18 protein-coding genes are annotated in these 18,443 nt (G+C 45.3%); 15 read left to right on the top strand and 3 right to left on the bottom strand.

The window, feature by feature from the left end; translation table 11 throughout:
* The 8 genes from MKY73_RS01295 (at position 1) to MKY73_RS01330 (ending at position 7,103) form a co-directional block, all read left to right on the top strand.
* Positions 1-1,149, top strand: a complete 1,149-nt coding sequence (locus MKY73_RS01295) for a glycosyltransferase family 2 protein (RefSeq protein WP_339305299.1) — start codon at positions 1-3, stop codon at positions 1,147-1,149.
* Positions 1,146-2,627, top strand: coding sequence for a phytoene desaturase family protein (gene crtI / locus MKY73_RS01300; RefSeq protein WP_339305301.1), 1,482 nt, complete (start codon positions 1,146-1,148; stop codon positions 2,625-2,627). The genes MKY73_RS01295 and crtI overlap by 4 nt, the downstream gene beginning before the upstream one ends.
* A gap of 221 nt (positions 2,628-2,848) precedes the next feature.
* Positions 2,849-3,916, top strand: a complete 1,068-nt coding sequence (fni, locus tag MKY73_RS01305; protein WP_339305303.1) for a type 2 isopentenyl-diphosphate Delta-isomerase — start codon at positions 2,849-2,851, stop codon at positions 3,914-3,916.
* A 144-nt stretch (positions 3,917-4,060) separates the two neighbouring features.
* Positions 4,061-4,237 (top strand): hypothetical protein, encoded by a 177-nt coding sequence (locus MKY73_RS01310; RefSeq protein WP_339305305.1) that lies wholly within the window; start codon positions 4,061-4,063, stop codon positions 4,235-4,237.
* Between the two features lie 88 nt (positions 4,238-4,325).
* On the top strand, positions 4,326-5,123 hold the full coding sequence (locus MKY73_RS01315; RefSeq protein WP_339305307.1) for a hypothetical protein: 798 nt from the start codon (positions 4,326-4,328) through the stop codon (positions 5,121-5,123).
* A 174-nt stretch (positions 5,124-5,297) separates the two neighbouring features.
* Positions 5,298-6,641: a transcriptional regulator gene (locus MKY73_RS01320; RefSeq protein ID WP_339305309.1), complete on the top strand. Its 1,344-nt coding sequence runs from the start codon at positions 5,298-5,300 to the stop codon at positions 6,639-6,641.
* 6 nt (positions 6,642-6,647) lie between these two features.
* On the top strand, positions 6,648-6,785 hold the full coding sequence (locus MKY73_RS01325; RefSeq protein WP_339305311.1) for a hypothetical protein: 138 nt from the start codon (positions 6,648-6,650) through the stop codon (positions 6,783-6,785).
* A 147-nt stretch (positions 6,786-6,932) separates the two neighbouring features.
* The gene (locus MKY73_RS01330; RefSeq protein ID WP_339305313.1) at positions 6,933-7,103 is read left to right on the top strand and encodes an aspartyl-phosphate phosphatase Spo0E family protein; all 171 of its coding nucleotides are present in this window, start codon (positions 6,933-6,935) and stop codon (positions 7,101-7,103) included.
* An 82-nt stretch (positions 7,104-7,185) separates the two neighbouring features.
* On the opposite strand, the gene MKY73_RS01335 is transcribed toward MKY73_RS01330, so the two are convergent.
* Positions 7,186-7,617, bottom strand: a complete 432-nt coding sequence (locus tag MKY73_RS01335) for a hypothetical protein (protein ID WP_339305314.1) — start codon at positions 7,615-7,617, stop codon at positions 7,186-7,188.
* Positions 7,618-8,266: 649 nt separating this feature from the next.
* A complete protein-coding gene (locus tag MKY73_RS01340; protein ID WP_339305316.1) occupies positions 8,267-8,644 on the bottom strand; it encodes an alpha-2-macroglobulin family protein in 378 nt (125 codons plus the stop codon).
* A 262-nt stretch (positions 8,645-8,906) separates the two neighbouring features.
* On the opposite strand from MKY73_RS01340, the gene MKY73_RS01345 reads away from it, so the two are divergent.
* On the top strand, positions 8,907-10,310 hold the full coding sequence (locus MKY73_RS01345) for a hypothetical protein (RefSeq protein WP_339305318.1): 1,404 nt from the start codon (positions 8,907-8,909) through the stop codon (positions 10,308-10,310).
* 287 nt (positions 10,311-10,597) lie between these two features.
* Here the strand turns inward: MKY73_RS01345 and MKY73_RS01350 are convergent, their stop codons facing one another.
* The gene (locus tag MKY73_RS01350; protein ID WP_339305320.1) at positions 10,598-10,807 is read right to left on the bottom strand and encodes a hypothetical protein; all 210 of its coding nucleotides are present in this window, start codon (positions 10,805-10,807) and stop codon (positions 10,598-10,600) included.
* A 370-nt stretch (positions 10,808-11,177) separates the two neighbouring features.
* On the opposite strand from MKY73_RS01350, the gene MKY73_RS01355 reads away from it, so the two are divergent.
* From MKY73_RS01355 to MKY73_RS01380, 6 genes are all read left to right on the top strand, one after another.
* A complete protein-coding gene (locus MKY73_RS01355; protein WP_339305322.1) occupies positions 11,178-11,648 on the top strand; it encodes a GNAT family N-acetyltransferase in 471 nt (156 codons plus the stop codon).
* 121 nt (positions 11,649-11,769) lie between these two features.
* The gene (gene ychF, locus MKY73_RS01360; protein ID WP_062836948.1) at positions 11,770-12,870 is read left to right on the top strand and encodes a redox-regulated ATPase YchF; all 1,101 of its coding nucleotides are present in this window, start codon (positions 11,770-11,772) and stop codon (positions 12,868-12,870) included.
* A gap of 670 nt (positions 12,871-13,540) precedes the next feature.
* Positions 13,541-14,608 carry a peptide chain release factor 1 gene (gene prfA, locus MKY73_RS01365; RefSeq protein ID WP_091036276.1) on the top strand — a complete coding sequence of 356 codons (1,068 nt, stop codon included), beginning with the start codon at positions 13,541-13,543 and terminating at the stop codon, positions 14,606-14,608.
* Between the two features lie 24 nt (positions 14,609-14,632).
* Positions 14,633-15,517 (top strand): peptide chain release factor N(5)-glutamine methyltransferase, encoded by an 885-nt coding sequence (prmC, locus tag MKY73_RS01370; protein ID WP_339308458.1) that lies wholly within the window; start codon positions 14,633-14,635, stop codon positions 15,515-15,517.
* Between the two features lie 85 nt (positions 15,518-15,602).
* Entirely contained in the window at positions 15,603-16,823 is a 1,221-nt protein-coding gene (locus tag MKY73_RS01375; RefSeq protein ID WP_339305324.1) for an FtsW/RodA/SpoVE family cell cycle protein, read from the top strand.
* A 330-nt stretch (positions 16,824-17,153) separates the two neighbouring features.
* Complete coding sequence (locus MKY73_RS01380; protein WP_339305326.1) at positions 17,154-18,374, top strand: FtsW/RodA/SpoVE family cell cycle protein; 1,221 nt, start codon at positions 17,154-17,156, stop codon at positions 18,372-18,374.
* The last annotated feature ends 69 nt before the right edge of the window (positions 18,375-18,443 follow it).

Genomic DNA, 18,443 nt, shown 5'->3' on the forward strand with positions numbered 1-18,443 from the left:
ATGAATGCATCTGAAATCTTCTGGATTGTGCTTACATGCATATTGGGCATACAGTTGCTGTTCGCTCTATGGAACGTCTCCTGTCTGCCCAAAGTACGTTCATTCCGGGCAGACAAGATACAACCACCAGACCTGCTGGTCTCGGTGCTGATTCCGGCCAGAAATGAAAGACTACATATCGAAGGATGTCTGGAAAGTGTGCTCGCGAGTGATACGTCGGGATTCCGGATGGAAGTATTGGTGCTGGATGATCGCTCTGAAGATGAGACAGCGGCCATGGTACAAGCGATTGCGGGTCGAGATGCACGTGTGCGTCTGCTGCATGGCGTCGATCTTCCCGAGGGCTGGATGGGGAAATCCCATGCGTGTCACAGGCTGGTTCAGGAGGCCAAGGGAGAATGGTTTATGTTTGTGGATGCGGATGTGCGTCTGGAGCCAAGTGCCATTCGGCAGACTCTTGCGGCAGGGTGTGAGCAGAGCGGGGGGCTGGTAACCGGTTTTCCGTATCAGGTAACGAAGACGTGGATGGAGAAGCTTGTCGTACCGATGATGGTCTTTACCATCATCAGTCATCTGCCCATTTTCATGATCCGCAGATCATCCAGTCCGATGTTTGTGGCCGCTACGGGGGCTTTTTTGCTGATTCATCGCTCCAGTTACGAAGCATCCGGCGGTCATGCTGCCATTCAGGCGCATCTGGTGGATGACATGAGTCTTGCCAAAGCAGTCAAGCGTGCGGGTCATCCGGTGATGCTGACAGACGTGCATGACGTAACAGATACCCGCATGTATCAGAACGGGGCAGAAGTATGGAACGGATATAAGAAAAATATGTACGAAGGTATGGGACGCAAAGACGTACTGCTGCTTGGTACGATGTTGATCTATACACTGATGTATATATTGCCTCCGCTTGGCCTGATTATCGGACTCATAACGGGAAGTACGATGTCCATTCTGTATGGATTGTTAGGCACATTATTGGGTATGGCTGTGAAAAGAGTAGCGGATCATGCTGGCGGACAACCTTGGTGGCTTGCCCTTCTGCAACCGGTCAGCATGGCCTGTGTCATTGCCATCGGACTTGCTTCCTGGCAGGCAGGCCGCTCCGGCAAGGGGTATGTATGGAAAGGTAGGCGGTACAGTTGAGAGGTAACGTCATTATTATCGGTGCAGGATTCGGAGGTCTATCGTGTGCGATAAGACTGGCTTCACAAGGTGTGCAGGTGACCATTCTGGAACGGCAACAACACGTAGGTGGCAAGCTGCAGCAGATTGAGCGGGATGGGTATCATTTTGACCGAGGACCGAGCACGATCACGATGCCATCCACCTTTCGTTCAGTGTTTGATTACGCGGGTGTAGCAATGGAAGATTACGTACAGCTATATGAGTTAGAGCCGCGCACGCGTAATGTATTCGCAGATGGCACAGTGGTAGATTTGTCAGGTGATCGCGGGTGGATGAAGGAGCAGATCGCGGCGTACAGTCCGGAGGATGCGGCTCGTTATGATGCATTTATGGATGAGTCTGCTGCACTGTATGCGGAAGCCAATCGTCATTTTCTCGGTAAGTTGCTGCTATCTCCTTCTGACAAATACAATCTTCAGATGCTGCGCAGTCTGCTCCGCGTGCGGCCAACAGTGAAGCTGGATAAACTGCTGCGTTCGTATTTCCAACATCCGCATACGCTGGCTATGTTCGGACGGTACGCAACCTATGTGGGATCATCGCCGTATCAGTCGCCTTCCATCTTTGCCATGATGGGTCATGTGGAAGCAGAGGTGGGCATCTACGGGGTCAAAGGTGGAACCTATCAGTTAATCGAAGGAATGACTCGTCTGGCACAGGAAAAAGGTGTACAAATCATTACCGGTATAGAGGTCCGGCAGATTGTTGTCCGGAATGGCAAAGTGGCAGGCGTGGATACGGATCAAGGCTTCCGCGAAGCCGATCAGGTGGTTGCCAATGGAGATGTGCTTAGTGTGAACCGACTGCTGCTCGCACCGGAGCACCGGAAAGAGATGAGTGATTCCCGCATAAGGAAGTATGAACCATCCATTTCGGGATTTGTAACGCTGGCAGGTGTGAGAAGACAATATGATGCATTGCTGCACCATACCGTCTTCTTCCCGGAGCGGTATGAACCAGAGTTCGACCATATTTTCCGTGACCGTAAAATGCCAGACGATCCCACGATCTACATCTGTTATTCCGGTTATTCGGAAGCAGGTATGGCCCCGGAGGGAGCAAGTAACCTGTTCATTCTGGTTAATGCCCCCTACTTGTCGGATTCATGGAATTGGGAGCAGCAGACGGAACGTTACGGAGCGTTTGTGCTGGAACGATTGGCGGCACGAGGAATTACCGGGTTGAACCAATCTGATGTGCTGATCCGATACACGCCGCGAGATATCGAACGGGATACGTTGGCGCATCAAGGATCGATCTACGGCATCTCCTCCAACTCGGTGAAGCAGACCTTCATGCGACCAGGCAACCGAAGCAAAGATGTCCAAGGACTCTGGTACGTCGGCGGAACTACGCATCCAGGCGGCGGAACCCCGATTGTGACCTTATCCGGGCAGCTTGTTGGTGAGCAGCTGGCATCGGAAATCTTGAGATAAGAAGGCATAAAAGATAGTGGTGCTCCGAGATTTAAGTGAGACATTTGGTGTCGGGGCATCCTTTCCATAGCTGGATTGGAACGTTATACTGGATAGAGTTATGCTGCAATGCTTATTTAGATGAATGTTTTTGTCTTTTGCATAAGACATCTATACATAGTAGCAAGGAACGGGCAGGTTATCCTGTCGATCCGCACGATTCTCACATAGGAGGTCTCATCATGAATGAACAAGAGCGAGCCGGCGAACGGCTGCTTCCCGAAGTGGCTACGGGAGAACGGAAGCTGGAACACGTGCGCCTCTGTCTTGAGGAGAATGTGGCAGGAGAAGGGGTAACCAGCGGTATGGAGCGGTATGCTTTTCGTCATCACCCATTGCCGGAGCTGGATTTTGAAGAGGTGCATCTGGAGACTTCGTTTATTGGCAAAAAAGTACGTACACCCTTGCTCATCAGTTCGATGACGGGTGGAAGCAAAACAACGGGCGCTATCAATGAGCGCCTCGCCCGAGTAGCTAACGCCAGAGGCTGGGCGCTCGGCGTAGGTTCGATCCGGGCTGCCGTGGAACAGCCGGAACTGGCAAGTACCTTTGATGTGCGGCGCTGGGCACCGGACATCCCGGTCATTGCCAACCTGGGTGCGGTCCAGCTAAACTATGGCTTCACCACAGCCGACTTCCAGCGTGCCGTAGATATTGCCGGTGCGGACATGCTTGTGCTTCACTTGAACACGTTGCAGGAAGTCTTCCAGCCGGAAGGTAATACCAACTTCAGCGGATTATTTCAGCGGATTGAGAACTTGTGTCGTGAGTTAGACGTGCCTGTTGGCGTAAAAGAAGTAGGTTTTGGCATCGATGGCGTGACGGCTCAACGCCTATATGCAGCGGGTGTGGCATTTATCGATGTGGCTGGTGCAGGCGGTACAAGCTGGGTACAGGTAGAGAAGTACCGCAACAATAACCCTGTACGCCGGGCGGCAGCTGAAGCTTTTGCCGACTGGGGCATTCCGACAGCGGAGTGCATTCAGGAAGTGCGTGCGCTGAATTCTACTGGTGCCCTGATTGGCAGCGGTGGACTGCACACTGGCGTGGATGCAGCCAAAGCCCTTGCGCTCGGCGCGGATCTGGCTGGTTTTGGCCGATCTCTGCTCGAATCCGCAGTCGCTTCCGACGATGCGCTGAATGAGCGGTTGGAACAGGTCGAGTTTGAACTGCGTACCGTCATGTTTGGCATTGGCGCAGGGCGGATTGAGGATTTGAAGCAGACAACACGTCTGGTGGAACGGCATTAACATAAAGATTTGAATTATGAAAAGGTGTAATGTTTCATCTTAAATAAGGAACACTAGATATGGGTCGAAGGCGGCGATATTGCCACATGGATCAGTAGTGTAAAAGGATATGCTGCAGCAGCTACTAATGCAGAAGGAGTAAGAATGAATATTAATTATATCAATTTCTTGCCTCTTAAAACTGTGAATATTACTGAGGAAAGTGATATCAAAATTAATTTTGACACTAGCATGATTATGGTTGAGGGATACGCGACTGTTAAGTTAACTGGCGGTTGGTCGAATGCTGATGTATTCTTTGATTGGGAACATTATTTCTAATTCTAGTACAAGTATTATATATTCGGCGTGTGGCGACAGCTACACGCCTTTTGCTTAAAAACTATATTTTTGTAAGGAGTCATTTGATATGATTGAAAAAACTCTTTTTAAAATAGATAGTGGTGGTCTCAATACCTTGTATAGTGATCCAGAGCATGAAGAAGTATTGAAGCAAGAGGTTTATTCTATTCAAGAAAACATGATAGTAGTTAGAAAAATTTTAGATAGTGGAGTGGCATTTAACGAAATTGTATTCGAAAAGCAGGATTTAAAAGAAGTTATTCTGTCGAATGTGGATATTCAGTTTGCCTTGTTCCAATTCTATATGATCTATCAGGGTGAACTTCAAGCGGGGACCAACCAACCTAAGTATGTAGGAGAACTACACTATCCAGAGTTAGAAGGTCAATTAAATGAAAAACTGGTCATGAAGCTACTTACGCTTTTCGACTCTTTACGAGTTGCATACAAAAACGGGAAGGTTCATATTCAGATTACTTTATCAAATCCAGATTCGATGAAGAAAGTATACGATGGCTATCATACGTTGTATACGGAGGGGCGCTTAAATCCATTTATTTTGTTCTTTTTAAGTAGGGTAAAAGGGCAAGCATTGATTCACACTCCTTATGTCACTTACCAGTATAGGCCGAATACATCAGAAATCTGTGATTTAGAAGTTACTCAACAAGAAATGAAATTTATTGAATTTGTTCAGCTACAACTAGCCTTAGCTCCTTATTTTATATGTTATTGTGTGGGTTGGGGGGAAGAAGAGGTCATGGATAGTACAGAGATGAAGAAGCTGGCTAAGTATTTTCCGAATGTCTTTTTTCTTTCGACAACAGATGTCTTTCTGTCTCAGATGCTTATAATCAGCAAATAATAATAAAATGCTAACTAGCCGAGCGTAATATTGTTCGGCTTTTTTAACGTGATAAAAGATATGTTTTTTAAATAAAAGTAAATTATTTACAAGTAAAATATTGATATTAAATTCAAAAATATAGTATTATTTTATTGACCATTGCTTAATTTCGCTTGGAAAGGTGGTGTACCTTTGAACTCAGTAGCCACAATACGTGATCATTTAGCAGACTACTTAAAAACGAACCATATGACACTCAATCAATTCTCTGAGATATCGGGAATCAACTCAGGGACGTTGAGTGGTACGCTGAACGGGCTGCGTACCATTGGCATGCAGCAGTTGGATCGACTAACTGCCGGGATGGGTTTAACAGAGGGTTACTTCTATGAATTATACATACATGAGTGTTTTGTACATACAAGCCCGGATTGGCGAAGACTGGGGCCTTTTTTATACCGTTGTGCCGAACTCGGTAAGGTCGATTATATGGAAGAAGCCGTTAATCTAATTATGGATAATCTTTCCTATGCACCGCTTTTGTTCGAGTTGGCTGAACAGTTATATCGTGAAGGGAAGTTAGAAGCGGCCAAGCCCTTGTATGTATGTGTAGCCGAGGGTGAGAAAATGCAACATTCTGAACGGTTGGCTCTAAGTCAGTATCGTTTGTTCACAATCGGGCTTTCCAAGGATCAGTTGAGCAATCTTACACTTGCTACGCAGTTTGAGTTTTTTGTAGATCGACTTGACGAGCCTTATCAGTTGGATGGATTAAACGATTTGATTAATGTGTATGCTTCGTTGCGTCGATGGGATAAGGTGAAGAATCTTGCTGACAAGTTAAAATTAAAAGCAATGATCCATTATGAATTAGGGGTAACATCTGAAGAGCCCGAGGCTAAACCCAAAAAGCAGATTGTTTTTTACGTTTTGTACGCATATTTAGCGCTTGGAGAAGCTTGTTTCTACTATGAAGAATATGAAAAGGCACTTCGATATGTCTCTTTGTACACCGATTATAGCTGGGTAAATAATCCGAGCGACGAGGAAAATGTTGTTATTCGTCAGTTCGAAGAATGGGCAGAAGGCAACCGTTATCTATATGAATTAATGTCAGGTAAGACAGAGGTTATCCCAAGTTATATGAACTACATCTCTGAGAGAGAGAACGAAATCTTTCCTGCTTTATGTGCAATTGTTAATGCGGCAAATCGGTTTGATATCAACATTGATTCAGTTCTTGAAGCATATGACGCGTATTTTATGTACCAAGAACAGAGTAGCCGTATTGGAAAAATCAGCGAGCAATATACGAATGATCAATATGGTACTTTGCTTGTGGGCTTAGGTACATACTATTTAAAACATCAAGATTATAACAGAGGATTTGAGTTGATTCTTAACGGTTTGGATTTTGTAATTAAAATTAAGAATAAAGATAGCATGCTAGAGTGTATAAAAATATTTGAAGAGTTTCGGTATTTTGCAGTTGAAGAAGCTAAACTACGATACAAAAAAATGATTCGGGAGGTTTGATGACGAATGAAGATGAAATTGGCAGTATTGATAGTTACATGCAGTATCGCAGTAGGCGTAGTTGCTCCTATAACTCAACCCATCCCCGTTGAAAAAGACCGTCCGGTAATCATGACAACTAATGGCCATGGCATGGGAAGTTAACCAGCGTTTCTGAATTTAATATGACCTGCTCCCTCAAGTAGAATGGTGAATTGTCTACTTTGAAGGGAGCTTTTTCGTGTTGGAGTTCGCCTGATTTCCTACTAATTAGCAGAATGGACTAGAATGTTACAACAGGGAGGGGTGAATATGGATTGTGGTGAGCTCAAGTTGAAGATCGAAGCAGCGAGACAAAAGCTCTATCAACTCAAGGTGGACTATGGAAATCTGCTTCATCCTCATGTTATACAGCAATCTATGGTCCTGGATGATCTAATTAATCAATACAATCAGGTTAGAATAAAAAAGCCGATTGAATAATTCAATCGACTTTGGGCGAGAAACTTTGGCGGGTCGCTCGCCCCTATATTTTAACATAAGTCCACAGAGCGAAGAATCGTTATTACATACATTCCTCTTTCACGGTGACATTCTCATTGGTTACAGTAACGTAGGAGTTACCAGACAAATATTCCGTATAACCGCAAACCGTTTTATTATAGGTTTTTCCGCGGCTGTCCGTAAACGTTAAGAAGACTGCGCCCTCCCCGGAAAGTTTCAGCTGCGGGGCGAATTTCACGTTTGATCCGCTGGAAACATCCTTATCGAATATGTAGGTGGAGCCACTCTCGTTGGTGTTATACGATTCGCCTTGAACGAGGCTAGCCTGAATATCGATGAGATTATAGTCGGACTGATTGTGGATTGTGATTCTCAAGTGACGATAGGGATCGACTGCATTCAGCAAGCTCTTAAAGGCGATGATACCTATGACGAGTACGATGGCGGACAAGATAATGATTTTCTTTTTTGAGAATCGGCGATGTGTGTACAATATAATCCACTCCTTTCCTATGAGGTATAAACGATGGGAAGAGATCGAAAGTTATAGAAAATATGGTTAAACACGGTTAAACACGAAAATCAAAGTTTGAATTGTCAGAATAACTTCATGCGCCAAGACGGAGAACAGGATACAATAGGGTACTAGCAGTGCAAATAGGACTGAACAAGGATCCTACATAATAAAGATCACTCAACATAAGGAGGGGAATAAGTTGAAACTTTCTCCAATGAATCAGGAAGATTATGCGAGTTTTCGCATTCGATCGATTAAGGATTTTGCACAGGAAAAAGTAGAAGCGGGCACGGATTGAAATACATCAATACGCGACAATAACCCATCACGGCCATCGTCGCATTCCGTTTGGATTACGTGGCTTGAAATCCTTCCCCCATAAAAATCATGTTTTTTACTTCATTCCCATACTGAAACAGATGTTTGTCTCCATCACTGTCGGTTGCTTGAACTAAACAAATTGCAACCGGCACGTTCAATAGGCTAAACCTAGTATAGGGTCGCAGTATCCGTAAATAGGATACTGCGGCCCTATACTATTCCAGGATCGCAATTCCGGTACGAATCGAAAATACCAAGTAGCTCCGGTTAGGCCAGTCCGCGAGGCCGTTCGCAGAACCCCGTTTCAAATTTCCTTAACCTCCAGTTTTTTGGTTTCTGTAATTTTCACATCTTTACTATTTCCATTATCCATAATCGAAAATTCAGCAACCGCCGAGACATAGTAAGTGCCTGATTTCTTGATCTTATAAGTGTAACCCTCCGAAATATTGTTTTTACCGTTTAAAATAAAAGCACTTCCTCCATCTTTAACAGAATAAGAATTGATCTGATTCCCACTCGAATCCTTAATTACATAAGTAAATAGCCGCGTTCTACTTAAAATTTCCAAATTGGATAGGCTTTCATTTTTCAAACTAGCTTTAATTGAAAATTCCTCATTGGCCTTAACTTTTTGTGGTAGAGAAAGGGTAACCACAAAAGGATTTTTTTTACTTTCCATTGTGGAAGTACCTCCTTCTACACTCGATGCGGAAGATTGATTTGTGATTTGAAATGAATAACTAAAAAGGATAAAAAGAGCAAGAATCCCTAAGTAATATTTTTTCAAAATGATGATCCACCTCCTCCCTCTCCTATTTAGACGGTAAAAGGAGTTTTTTGTTTCAATAAAATTCAAATTTTTTCCAAAAGAAGAGTTACAATTGGGTTTTATTTACATTATAACGAATATATTATTCAAAAAAAGGATGAAAGGAATGAGGATGATGAAAACAAAAAGATTTCTAGGGTCACTTTTTGCCAGTGCTTTGCTTGCCAGTTCTCTGCTCACCAGTTCCAGTATTAGCGCCGCCGAAGACATGGGGAATTATCAATGGACTACTATTAAAGGAACCCTTTCAGAGATTGCAGAAATAACGCAAAAAAACAAATTGAACGAGGTCCCTTACCCCTTTCAATTGGAAAGCCAATTCCAAAAGATAAACAATAGTGCTTTACTAGATAATTATGCGGAAAAGCAAAGAGTAAAGAAAGATTTCCCTGCGATCTCAAAACGCATTAATGAGACCCCTGACAAATACGCGGGCCATTACTACAATGCTGACAAAGGAACCGTAGTCATCCAAATTACAGAAGACTCCGAATCCTTAAAGAAATCGACACTTTCCTCTGTCCAAAATGATGACAAAGTAGAATTTGAGGTGAAAAAGTTCTCTTGGGCAGATATTGAAAACGCAAAGGAAGAAATTATAAAAAGCGTTAAGCCCGGTACTGTTCGTGCACTTATTCCCGATGTAAAAAACAACAAACTTATCATCGCATTTGATGAAGAGACAATGAAAGATAAGATGACGGTTTCATCTCTCGTATCGCATTCTGACTTGCTGGAGTTCACCACGCTCCCCGCGTCAGCTCTCAAGGTCGAAACAGATAATACTCATTATGGTTCTGAGTTTCCTATGGGGGCTAAGTTAGGCGGAGACTACAGAAACGAAGGAAACACTACAAGGTATTCAGTATGTACAGCCGGATATTTTGCTACAAATGCAAGCAATAAAGAAGTAGTGGTCACCTCCGGTCATTGTCAGGACAAAGCAAGAACAAATACAGATTGGTATCAGCCTACACGGGATACCTCTACCATTGGCAAATTTACGTTTAGGACTGAATCTGCTGGTGACGGTTCAAATAAGGCTGCAGATGCTGGATATATTACGTTTAATTCAAATTATAGCGGCCGGGCAAGAGTCCCCTATCCCTCAGCCTCAAATATGGCCATGATCACAGGTGTGTATACTGCCGATACACCTGGAGATACCGTTTATCACAGAGGTGCAAATTCGGGTGGTATGACATCAGGCGCCATAGCGTATTCAAATGTTGATATATACTGGGGCAGTGGGGGTTATGGGTATAATCGAGCTGAAGTCTTGGCTACCGGATATACCTCACAGGGTGGAGACAGTGGTGGTCCTATCCTAACGAACTATGCTTATAATAATGCTCTTACAGGTTGGACTTTTGATCTGGCAGGAACGCATACTGGTAGCCTAACTCTTGACAGCACACAAAGCTCAATCCCTCCAGGTACTTACAAAGTGTACGAACCGCTTTGGACCACATATACTGATCTGCACCTTACGGGAATCCAAGTTCTTCAACCATAACTTGGATTAGCAGAAGCAACGATCGTAGCAACATACGTGCCTGTTGCGACGTTTGTGTTTTTATGGCCAAGGCTGGTACAACTCTCCTTCAGACGGATTTTCGCACAATAACTCGAACAAATTTCGCGCAACGGTCACGTGGTTGTTCGAGTTTTCTTATTCCTCCATGTACGGATTGAGGGATGGAGGAAGAGAAACCTTGGAGTGTCGCTCGCCTATATACTATACATAATTTGTGATGCGCAGTAGATATTTTACATTATTTTACATAAATTCTTCTTTCATGGTTACATTGTGACGGTGACATATGAATTGCTGGATAAGGACTGGGTGTACTCACAGACCGTCCGGTTATACATTTTGCCTTGGCTGTCCGTGAATTCCAGGTAGACAGCTCCTTCGCCGGATAGTTGAAGCTGCGGAGCAAATTCTACTTTTTTACCATTGGGGACATTCTGTCTCCATACATATAACGTTCCATCATCTACGTTGTTCATGGAGTTTTCTCACCGAAATAAACCAGCCTTTACATCAACAACCTCAAATCAGATTGGTTGTTAATGGTGATTCGGAGGGGAGCGAAACGATTTTCTCTTTGAAATGGGACGGCGTGTATGCATAGGACAATTTCTCCTTTCTTTCTAGATCATTATCGAAAGACGGTTCGGCAGCACAGTGGGAGTGGTCCAGTGTATACTCATTTGTTCAACCTATACAGATATAAACGTAACGAGAGAGTCCAAAGTTGAGTGTGATTTTATTTTCTTATAGTGCCACATACACACCTGATTAAAACAGAGTATAATACGATGAAGTTCAAATAACTTTATACATAGAGACTCAAGCGTGTGAGGGGAGCAACATCATATGGAATTGGTACCAATGAATCAGGAAGATTATGCGAGTTTCCGCATTCGATCGATTAAGGATTTTGCACAGGAAAAAGTAGAAGCAGGGACTTGGGAGGAGGAAGAGGCGCAGCAACTGGCGGAGGAATCTTATGAACGTTATCTGCCAGAAGGCTTGAACACACCCGGAGCGTATCTCTACAATCTGGTGCATCCTGTGGACGGCAATGTGGGGTATATCTGGTTTAACATCACGGATAATCGCCGTGGGAAGGATGCTTTTTTGCTAGACATTGTGGTTGAAGAAGCACACCGCGGTAAAGGGTATGGAACAGAGACGATGCAGGCGCTGGAACAGACGGCCTTGAGTCTTGGCGTGGATCGCATTGGTTTGCATGTGTTTGGACATAATGTGCGGGCGAGCAGCCTGTATCGCAAGATGGGATATGAGGTAACGGATCTGACGATGTACAAGGAAATCAAAGGTTAAACCAATAGCGGATGGGACGCTGGTCGAATTGGCGAAGTTCCTTGATGCCTTGAGGTTTGTCATATATAATGTATAGGATTATCCATACCGAACAAGTAATCAATGAGGAGTTGTCATATACATGGCTTTGAAAGCTGGAATCGTAGGTTTGCCTAACGTTGGTAAATCTACATTGTTTAATGCAATTACACAAGCAGGTGCCGAATCGGCAAACTATCCGTTCTGTACGATTGACCCTAACGTGGGGATCGTTGAAGTACCCGATGAGCGTTTGGACAAACTGACAGAACTTGTTGTACCTAAGAAAACAGTTCCAACGGCGTTTGAGTTTGTAGATATCGCTGGTCTTGTTCGCGGTGCGAGCAAAGGCGAAGGTCTGGGTAACAAGTTCCTTGCCCACATTCGTGAAGTAGATGCAATCGTACACGTGGTACGTTGCTTTGTAGATGAGAACATCACACACGTTGATGGTAAAATTGACCCGGTGAGCGACATCCAGACGATCAATCTGGAGCTGATCCTGGCCGATATCGAGAGTGTTGAGAAGAAAATCGATCGCTCCAAGAAAAACATGAAGGGCGGCAACAAGACTGCCTCTCAAGAAGTAGAAGTATTGGAGAGAGTGAAGGCTGTTCTGTACGATGACAAGCCGGCACGCAGCATGGAACTTACCGATGATGAGCTTCTGATCATACGTGATCTGCACTTGCTTACCCTGAAGCCTGTTCTGTACGCAGCCAATGTAGCTGAGGACGAAATCGGCGACGTGGCGAACAATGCTTACGTGCAAAAAGTAAGAGAATTTGCAGCTGCTGAAAACGCAGAAGTGGTGCCGATCAGTGCGAAGGTTGAAGAAGAGATCTCTGAGCTGGAAGGCGAAGATAAACAAATGTTCCTGGAAGAACTCGGTATCGAGGATTCCGGTCTGAACCTGTTGATCAAAGCGGCTTACAAATTGCTCGGTCTGTACACATACTTCACAGCAGGTGTACAGGAAGTTCGTGCATGGACAATCCGTAAAGGTACAAAAGCGCCTGGCGCAGCGGGTGTCATTCACACCGACTTCGAACGCGGATTCATCCGTGCAGAAGTTGTTTCCTACGACGATCTGGTTGCAGCGGGTTCCATGAACGGTGCCAAAGAGCGTGGACAACTTCGTCTTGAAGGTAAAGAGTACGTTGTAAATGACGGCGACGTTATGCACTTCCGTTTCAACGTATAAGTTGTTACTCGTTTATATGTAGATTAATAACAAGACCCTACGATCTTCTTGTGAAGTTCGTGGGGTCTTTGACTTAGAGTTTTGCAGTGGGGTTAATAGCCTTATGCAGTGCGTGGAAAGTAGCGCGGAACAAGAAAAACCACCGGGATTAGGTTGGTCGCCTTGCAATCCGGTGGTTTTTCATTCGTTTGATTGAAATTCGCCGTGGTCGCCCATCGGCCTTTGTTAGAGAAGTCACGATGTTAGCGCATCGTGGCTTTTGTTTATTTTACATTTCGGAACAACATCGAACAACAATTTCAGTTTGTATTTTGCAGCACAAAAATTAGTTCTTCCGGGTGCGGAACAGTTACTATTCAGAACCATAAGAATATGCTATAATTAAGAGTCGTATACCACGTTAAAATTCGCGCTGTAACAGATGAGCTGAAGCGGGTTTCATACAGGGTACACGATTTCTTGATATCACTTTAAAAGTAAAGGATTTGATGACGTTGTAGCGATGTTATACGTCGATCATACATGAATGTGAATACATGCTGCGGTCAGGGGATTCATTGAGAATCCTGTGCGTTGTGGAATATAGATTATAGATGTAATGAATGTTGAATTGAAATCATTATTGAAAATGTAATGTGCTTGGACAAAATAATGCGTGAGGTGACTATACATGTTGGATAAATTACAGGCGTTAGCCGACCGTTATGACAAATTGAGCGAGCTTTTGTGTGACCCGGATGTGGCAAGTGACAACAAAAAGTTGCGGGAATACTCCAAAGAACAATCCGATCTGCAACCGACTTATGAAGCGTACAATGAATACAAACAGGTAAGTCAGGATCTCGAAGCTGCGAAGGAAATGCAGGGGGAGAAACTGGATGATGAGATGCGTGAAATGGTCAAAATGGAAATTGACGAACTGAGCACTCGCCAGAAGGAACTGGACGAATTGATTCGTGTGCTTATGTTGCCAAAAGATCCGAATGACGACAAAAACGTTATTGTTGAGATTCGCGGAGCAGCTGGTGGAGATGAAGCTGCGTTGTTTGCAGCAGATCTGTATCGGATGTACACACGTTATGCAGATGCACAAGGCTGGCGTGTAGAGCTGATGGACGTTAACACAAATGATCTCGGTGGATTCAAAGAGGTTGTTTTCTTGATCAACGGACGCGGCGCATACAGCAAAATGAAATACGAAAGCGGCGCACACCGTGTGCAGCGTATTCCAACAACCGAATCAGGCGGACGTATTCATACGTCAACTTCAACTGTTGCCGTTATGCCTGAAGCCGAAGATTTTGATATCGAAATTCATGACAAAGACATCCGTGTGGATACGTTCTGTTCCAGTGGTGCCGGTGGACAATCGGTTAATACGACGAAATCCGCAGTACGGGTAACGCACGTTCCAACGGGAATCGTGGCGACATGTCAGGATGGAAAATCACAGAACTCCAACAAGGAAAAAGCGTTGCAGGTTCTGCGTACACGTATCTTCGATATGAAACGTATGGAAGAGGAAGCGAAGATCTCTGTTGAGCGGAAGAGCAAAGTGGGAACGGGCGACCGCAGTGAGCGGATTCGTACGTACAACTTCCCGCAAAGCCGTGTGACGGATCACCGCATAGGCCTGACCATGCACAAGCTGGATCAGGTGATGAACGGAGAGATTGAAGATATTTTGTCTGCACTGACCATTGCTCAGCAGACTGAGATGATGGATAGAGGAGAATAATCTGTGACCCGCGCGCAGTTTGTCATGACGCCGGAACAGAGCTGTCGGGAAGCCTTCGTGGAGGCTTCCTCTTTTTTGGAGAAGTGCGGCGTGTACGAGCCGCAAAACAATGCCCGGCTGCTGCTGGAACATGTACTCGGCGTTTATGGCGCCGCGTACTATATGATGCAGCCGGAGCCTTTTCCCAGCGAGCATCGCAGCCGCTGGGAGGACGCCGTCACGCGCAAGGCTGCGGGTGAGCCGGCGCAATACATTATCGGCAGCCAGGAATTCTATGGGCTGCCGTTCGAGGTCACGCCGGCCGTGCTGATTCCGCGGCCGGAGACCGAGCTGCTGGTCGAGGCTGTGCTGCGCGAAGCCGACCGCGTGTTTCCTGACGGCGCTCCGCTCGCCGTCGATATTGGCACGGGCAGTGGTGCCATCGCGGTGACGATGGCTTCACTACGCCCGCGTTGGCAGGTAGGCGCCGGAGATCTCTCGGCGGCTGCCCTGCAAGTGGCCGCGCGGAACGCGGCTGCGAACGGCGTGCAGATCGACTTCCGTGAAGGCGATCTGCTGGCTCCGTTCGCGGGGGCACGGGTGGACATCCTGGTGTCCAACCCGCCATATATCCCGGCGGCAGATATCGCCGGGTTGCAGCAAGAGGTGCGCGATCATGAGCCGCGCATGGCACTGGATGGCGGTCCGGACGGGCTTGCACCGTACCGCACTATGCTGGAGCAGCTGGCGCTGCTGCCTGCGCCGCCGCAGATTATTGGTTTTGAGCTGGGCCAGGGGCAGGCTCGCGACATCGCGGCTCTGCTTGAATCGGCGGGACATTGGCCGGAAATAATCATTGTAACGGACCTTGCCGGAATCGAGCGGCATGTCCTGGGTGTTCGTACTTCGGAACAGGTGACGAAAATGTAAGATTCCGCGGGTTTTCTTTTTACCGTGAAATCCTCTACAATGAGATATACCGAAGATTTCTGAATGCTTGGGGGAACATAATTACATGCTGCACAAATTTAAAAAGATAGACTATTCTATCGTGTTTATACTTGTTATTCTGATGGTTATCAGTATTTTGTCGATTTACAGTACAACGTTTGGTCGTCCAAAGCTGGAGGGACTCCCGAAAAGTGCAGTGATCTTTTATATTTTGGGGTTCATCGTCTTTTTTGGAATGTCGATGATCAACTATAAATTCATAATCAAAAACTATTTATATATCTATGGCGTGGGTATGCTGCTGCTTATTTTCGTAATGTTCTTTGGTAAAGAGTATTATGGTGCCAAAGGTTGGCTGTCCATCTTCGGGGTCAGTTTGCAACCTGCTGAGTTGTTCAAGCTATGTCTGATTGTGTTTTTATCGGCCTTTTTGGCCCGAAAGAAGAATCGACCGCTCTATTTCGGACGTGATGTTATTCCGATCTCACTCTGCGTCCTGCCGCCATTACTACTCGTATTGCTTCAAAATGACTTGGGAAATGCGTTAAGTTATGTTGTCATTCTTGTGGGCCTGTTATGGATCGGCAACATTAAATTTACGCATGCCCTCATTGGTTTTATTATTGCTGTGGCTACTTTTATCGGTGGTACTCAGGCATATATTCATTATCATGATGAGATTGTTAAATTTCTGAATGACATTGGACGTTCGCACTGGGCGGATCGTTTTGATCCCTGGCTTGTACCCGAGCTGACCTCAAGAGATGTACTCTGGCAGACGTACAACGCAAAGCTTGCCATTGGTTCTGGCGGTATTACGGGCAAAGGATACATGGAGGGGACGACGATTCAGTCGAATCGGGTGCCGCTGGCCTACGCTGACTCCATCTTTGTTCAGATTGGTGAGGAGTTCGGGTTCATCGGTGCCTCGGTATTGCTTCTCCTGTACTTTATCCTGATTCACAGGCTGGTGCTGATTGCACTGGAGTGTAAGGATCGTGCTGGACCATATCTAATTGTGGGTATTATAGCGATGCTGCTCTACCAGATCTTTGTTAATATTGGCCCATTCATTGGTCTGATGCCATTGACAGGGATTACGCTGCCGTTTATCAGTTCGGGTGGTACCTCCATTATGCTCAACATGATCAGTATGGGGATTGTGATGAGTATCAAGGTTCATACGGAAGAGAACGAGGATATTCTCGGCTCTGCGGAACAACCGAGTATTACCGATCTGGTGAGGAAATTGCTGAGACGTAAGCCAACCCAGCAGGAGCAGTAACGTTCTCGAATCGAGAAATCTGGGGATAACAGTGATTGGAAGGTTATTCTGTCATGGTAGTGTCTGTGTAAATAATCTTTAGTTCAGCTTATATAGAACAATAGAACCCTGAAACAGATCAGCCCTTTTCACCTGGGGAGGAATGTTTTGGGGTTTTTATTGTTTTAACGGTGTGCGACAGAGGATTGAAAGATTTATTTGAATGATTTCCTAATCACCAGTCACCCTGAAGTGATCCGGATTTCCTTTTTATCATCCAATTATATACAATGGTAATATTGAGTTCAATTGGAAATGATAGAGTGATAGATTCGGGGGATGGACGAAGTCATGGTGAGAATGTTGAAAAAGATGGACGGTGTGATTCTCTTCGTCATGCTGTTGCTCATGATTATTAGTGTATTTGCGATATACAGCGGAACGCAGACAGATGCCAACCTGGCGAATCACCATGTCAAAACAATGTATTTCTATGTGGCTGGGTTCATTGCGGTGCTTGTAATCGGGCTTGTGAATTACAAGTTATACGTGAAATATGCGTTTTATTTGTATGGGTTGGGGATTATACTGCTGATTCTGGCTAATGTTCTGGGCAGTTCGATCAATAATGCCAACGGCTGGCTGAAGCTGGGCGACAATTTTTCTTTTCAACCGGCAGAGCTGTTCAAGATGATTCTGATTCTGTTCCTCGCCCATTTAATTGTGAAGAGACAACGAGGAACGCTGAAATTTTGGAGAGATATTGTGCCGATTGGTTGCTGGGCATTTATTCCGTTTGCCCTGGTTATGGCTCAGAATGATTTGGGAAATGCGTTGGGGTATGTGGTGATTCTGGCTGCGGTATTCTGGATCGGGAATATGAGGCTGAAGCACGCTTTGATTGCGCTGGCGATTGTGGGAGTGGCGTTCTTTGGTTTTGTTAAAGCCTATACGTTCTACCATGATGAAGTATTTACTTTTCTTGAAAAGGTAAAACGGGAGCATTGGGCCGAGCGAATTGATCCTTGGCTTGTACCGGAAAAAGCTACCTCCAAAGCTTCCTGGCATACGAAAAATGCGGGTTTAGCTATTGGTTCAGGGGGCATCATTGGCAAAGGTTATTTGCAAGGAACATCCGTTCAGAGTGGACGAGTTCCCTATACGTATTCTGATTCCATTTTTGTCGTGATCGCAGAGGAGTTTGGCTTTGTCGGTGCATCCGTACTGATTCTGCTGTACTTTATTCTGATCCACCGGATGGTGCTGATTGCTCTGGCATGTAGAGATCGCGCGGGACCCGTCATCATTGTAGGTATTATCGGAATGTTGTTGTATCAGGTATTTGAGAACGTGGGGGCTTTCCTCGGACTGATGCCACTCACAGGTATTACATTACCGTTCATCAGTTACGGCGGCACCTCCTTGCTCATTAATATGGCTTGTATCGGTGTAGTCATGAGCATTAAGTTGTATGGACAAGAAGAGGAAGATGAACTTCTCATAGGGGAGCAGCAACCTCGGTTGTCGGAACGTTTATGGAATATGCTCAAGAAAGAGAAAAGTGTTATGTAACGGTTGAGTTGGTGTAGTGAAAAGCATAGAGGTGGAGCGTCTAACGTAATCGTTTGTAGGAATGAAGAG

The sequence above is a fragment of the Paenibacillus sp. FSL R5-0519 genome, from assembly GCF_037974275.1.
Taxonomy (GTDB): Bacteria; Bacillota; Bacilli; order Paenibacillales; family Paenibacillaceae; genus Paenibacillus.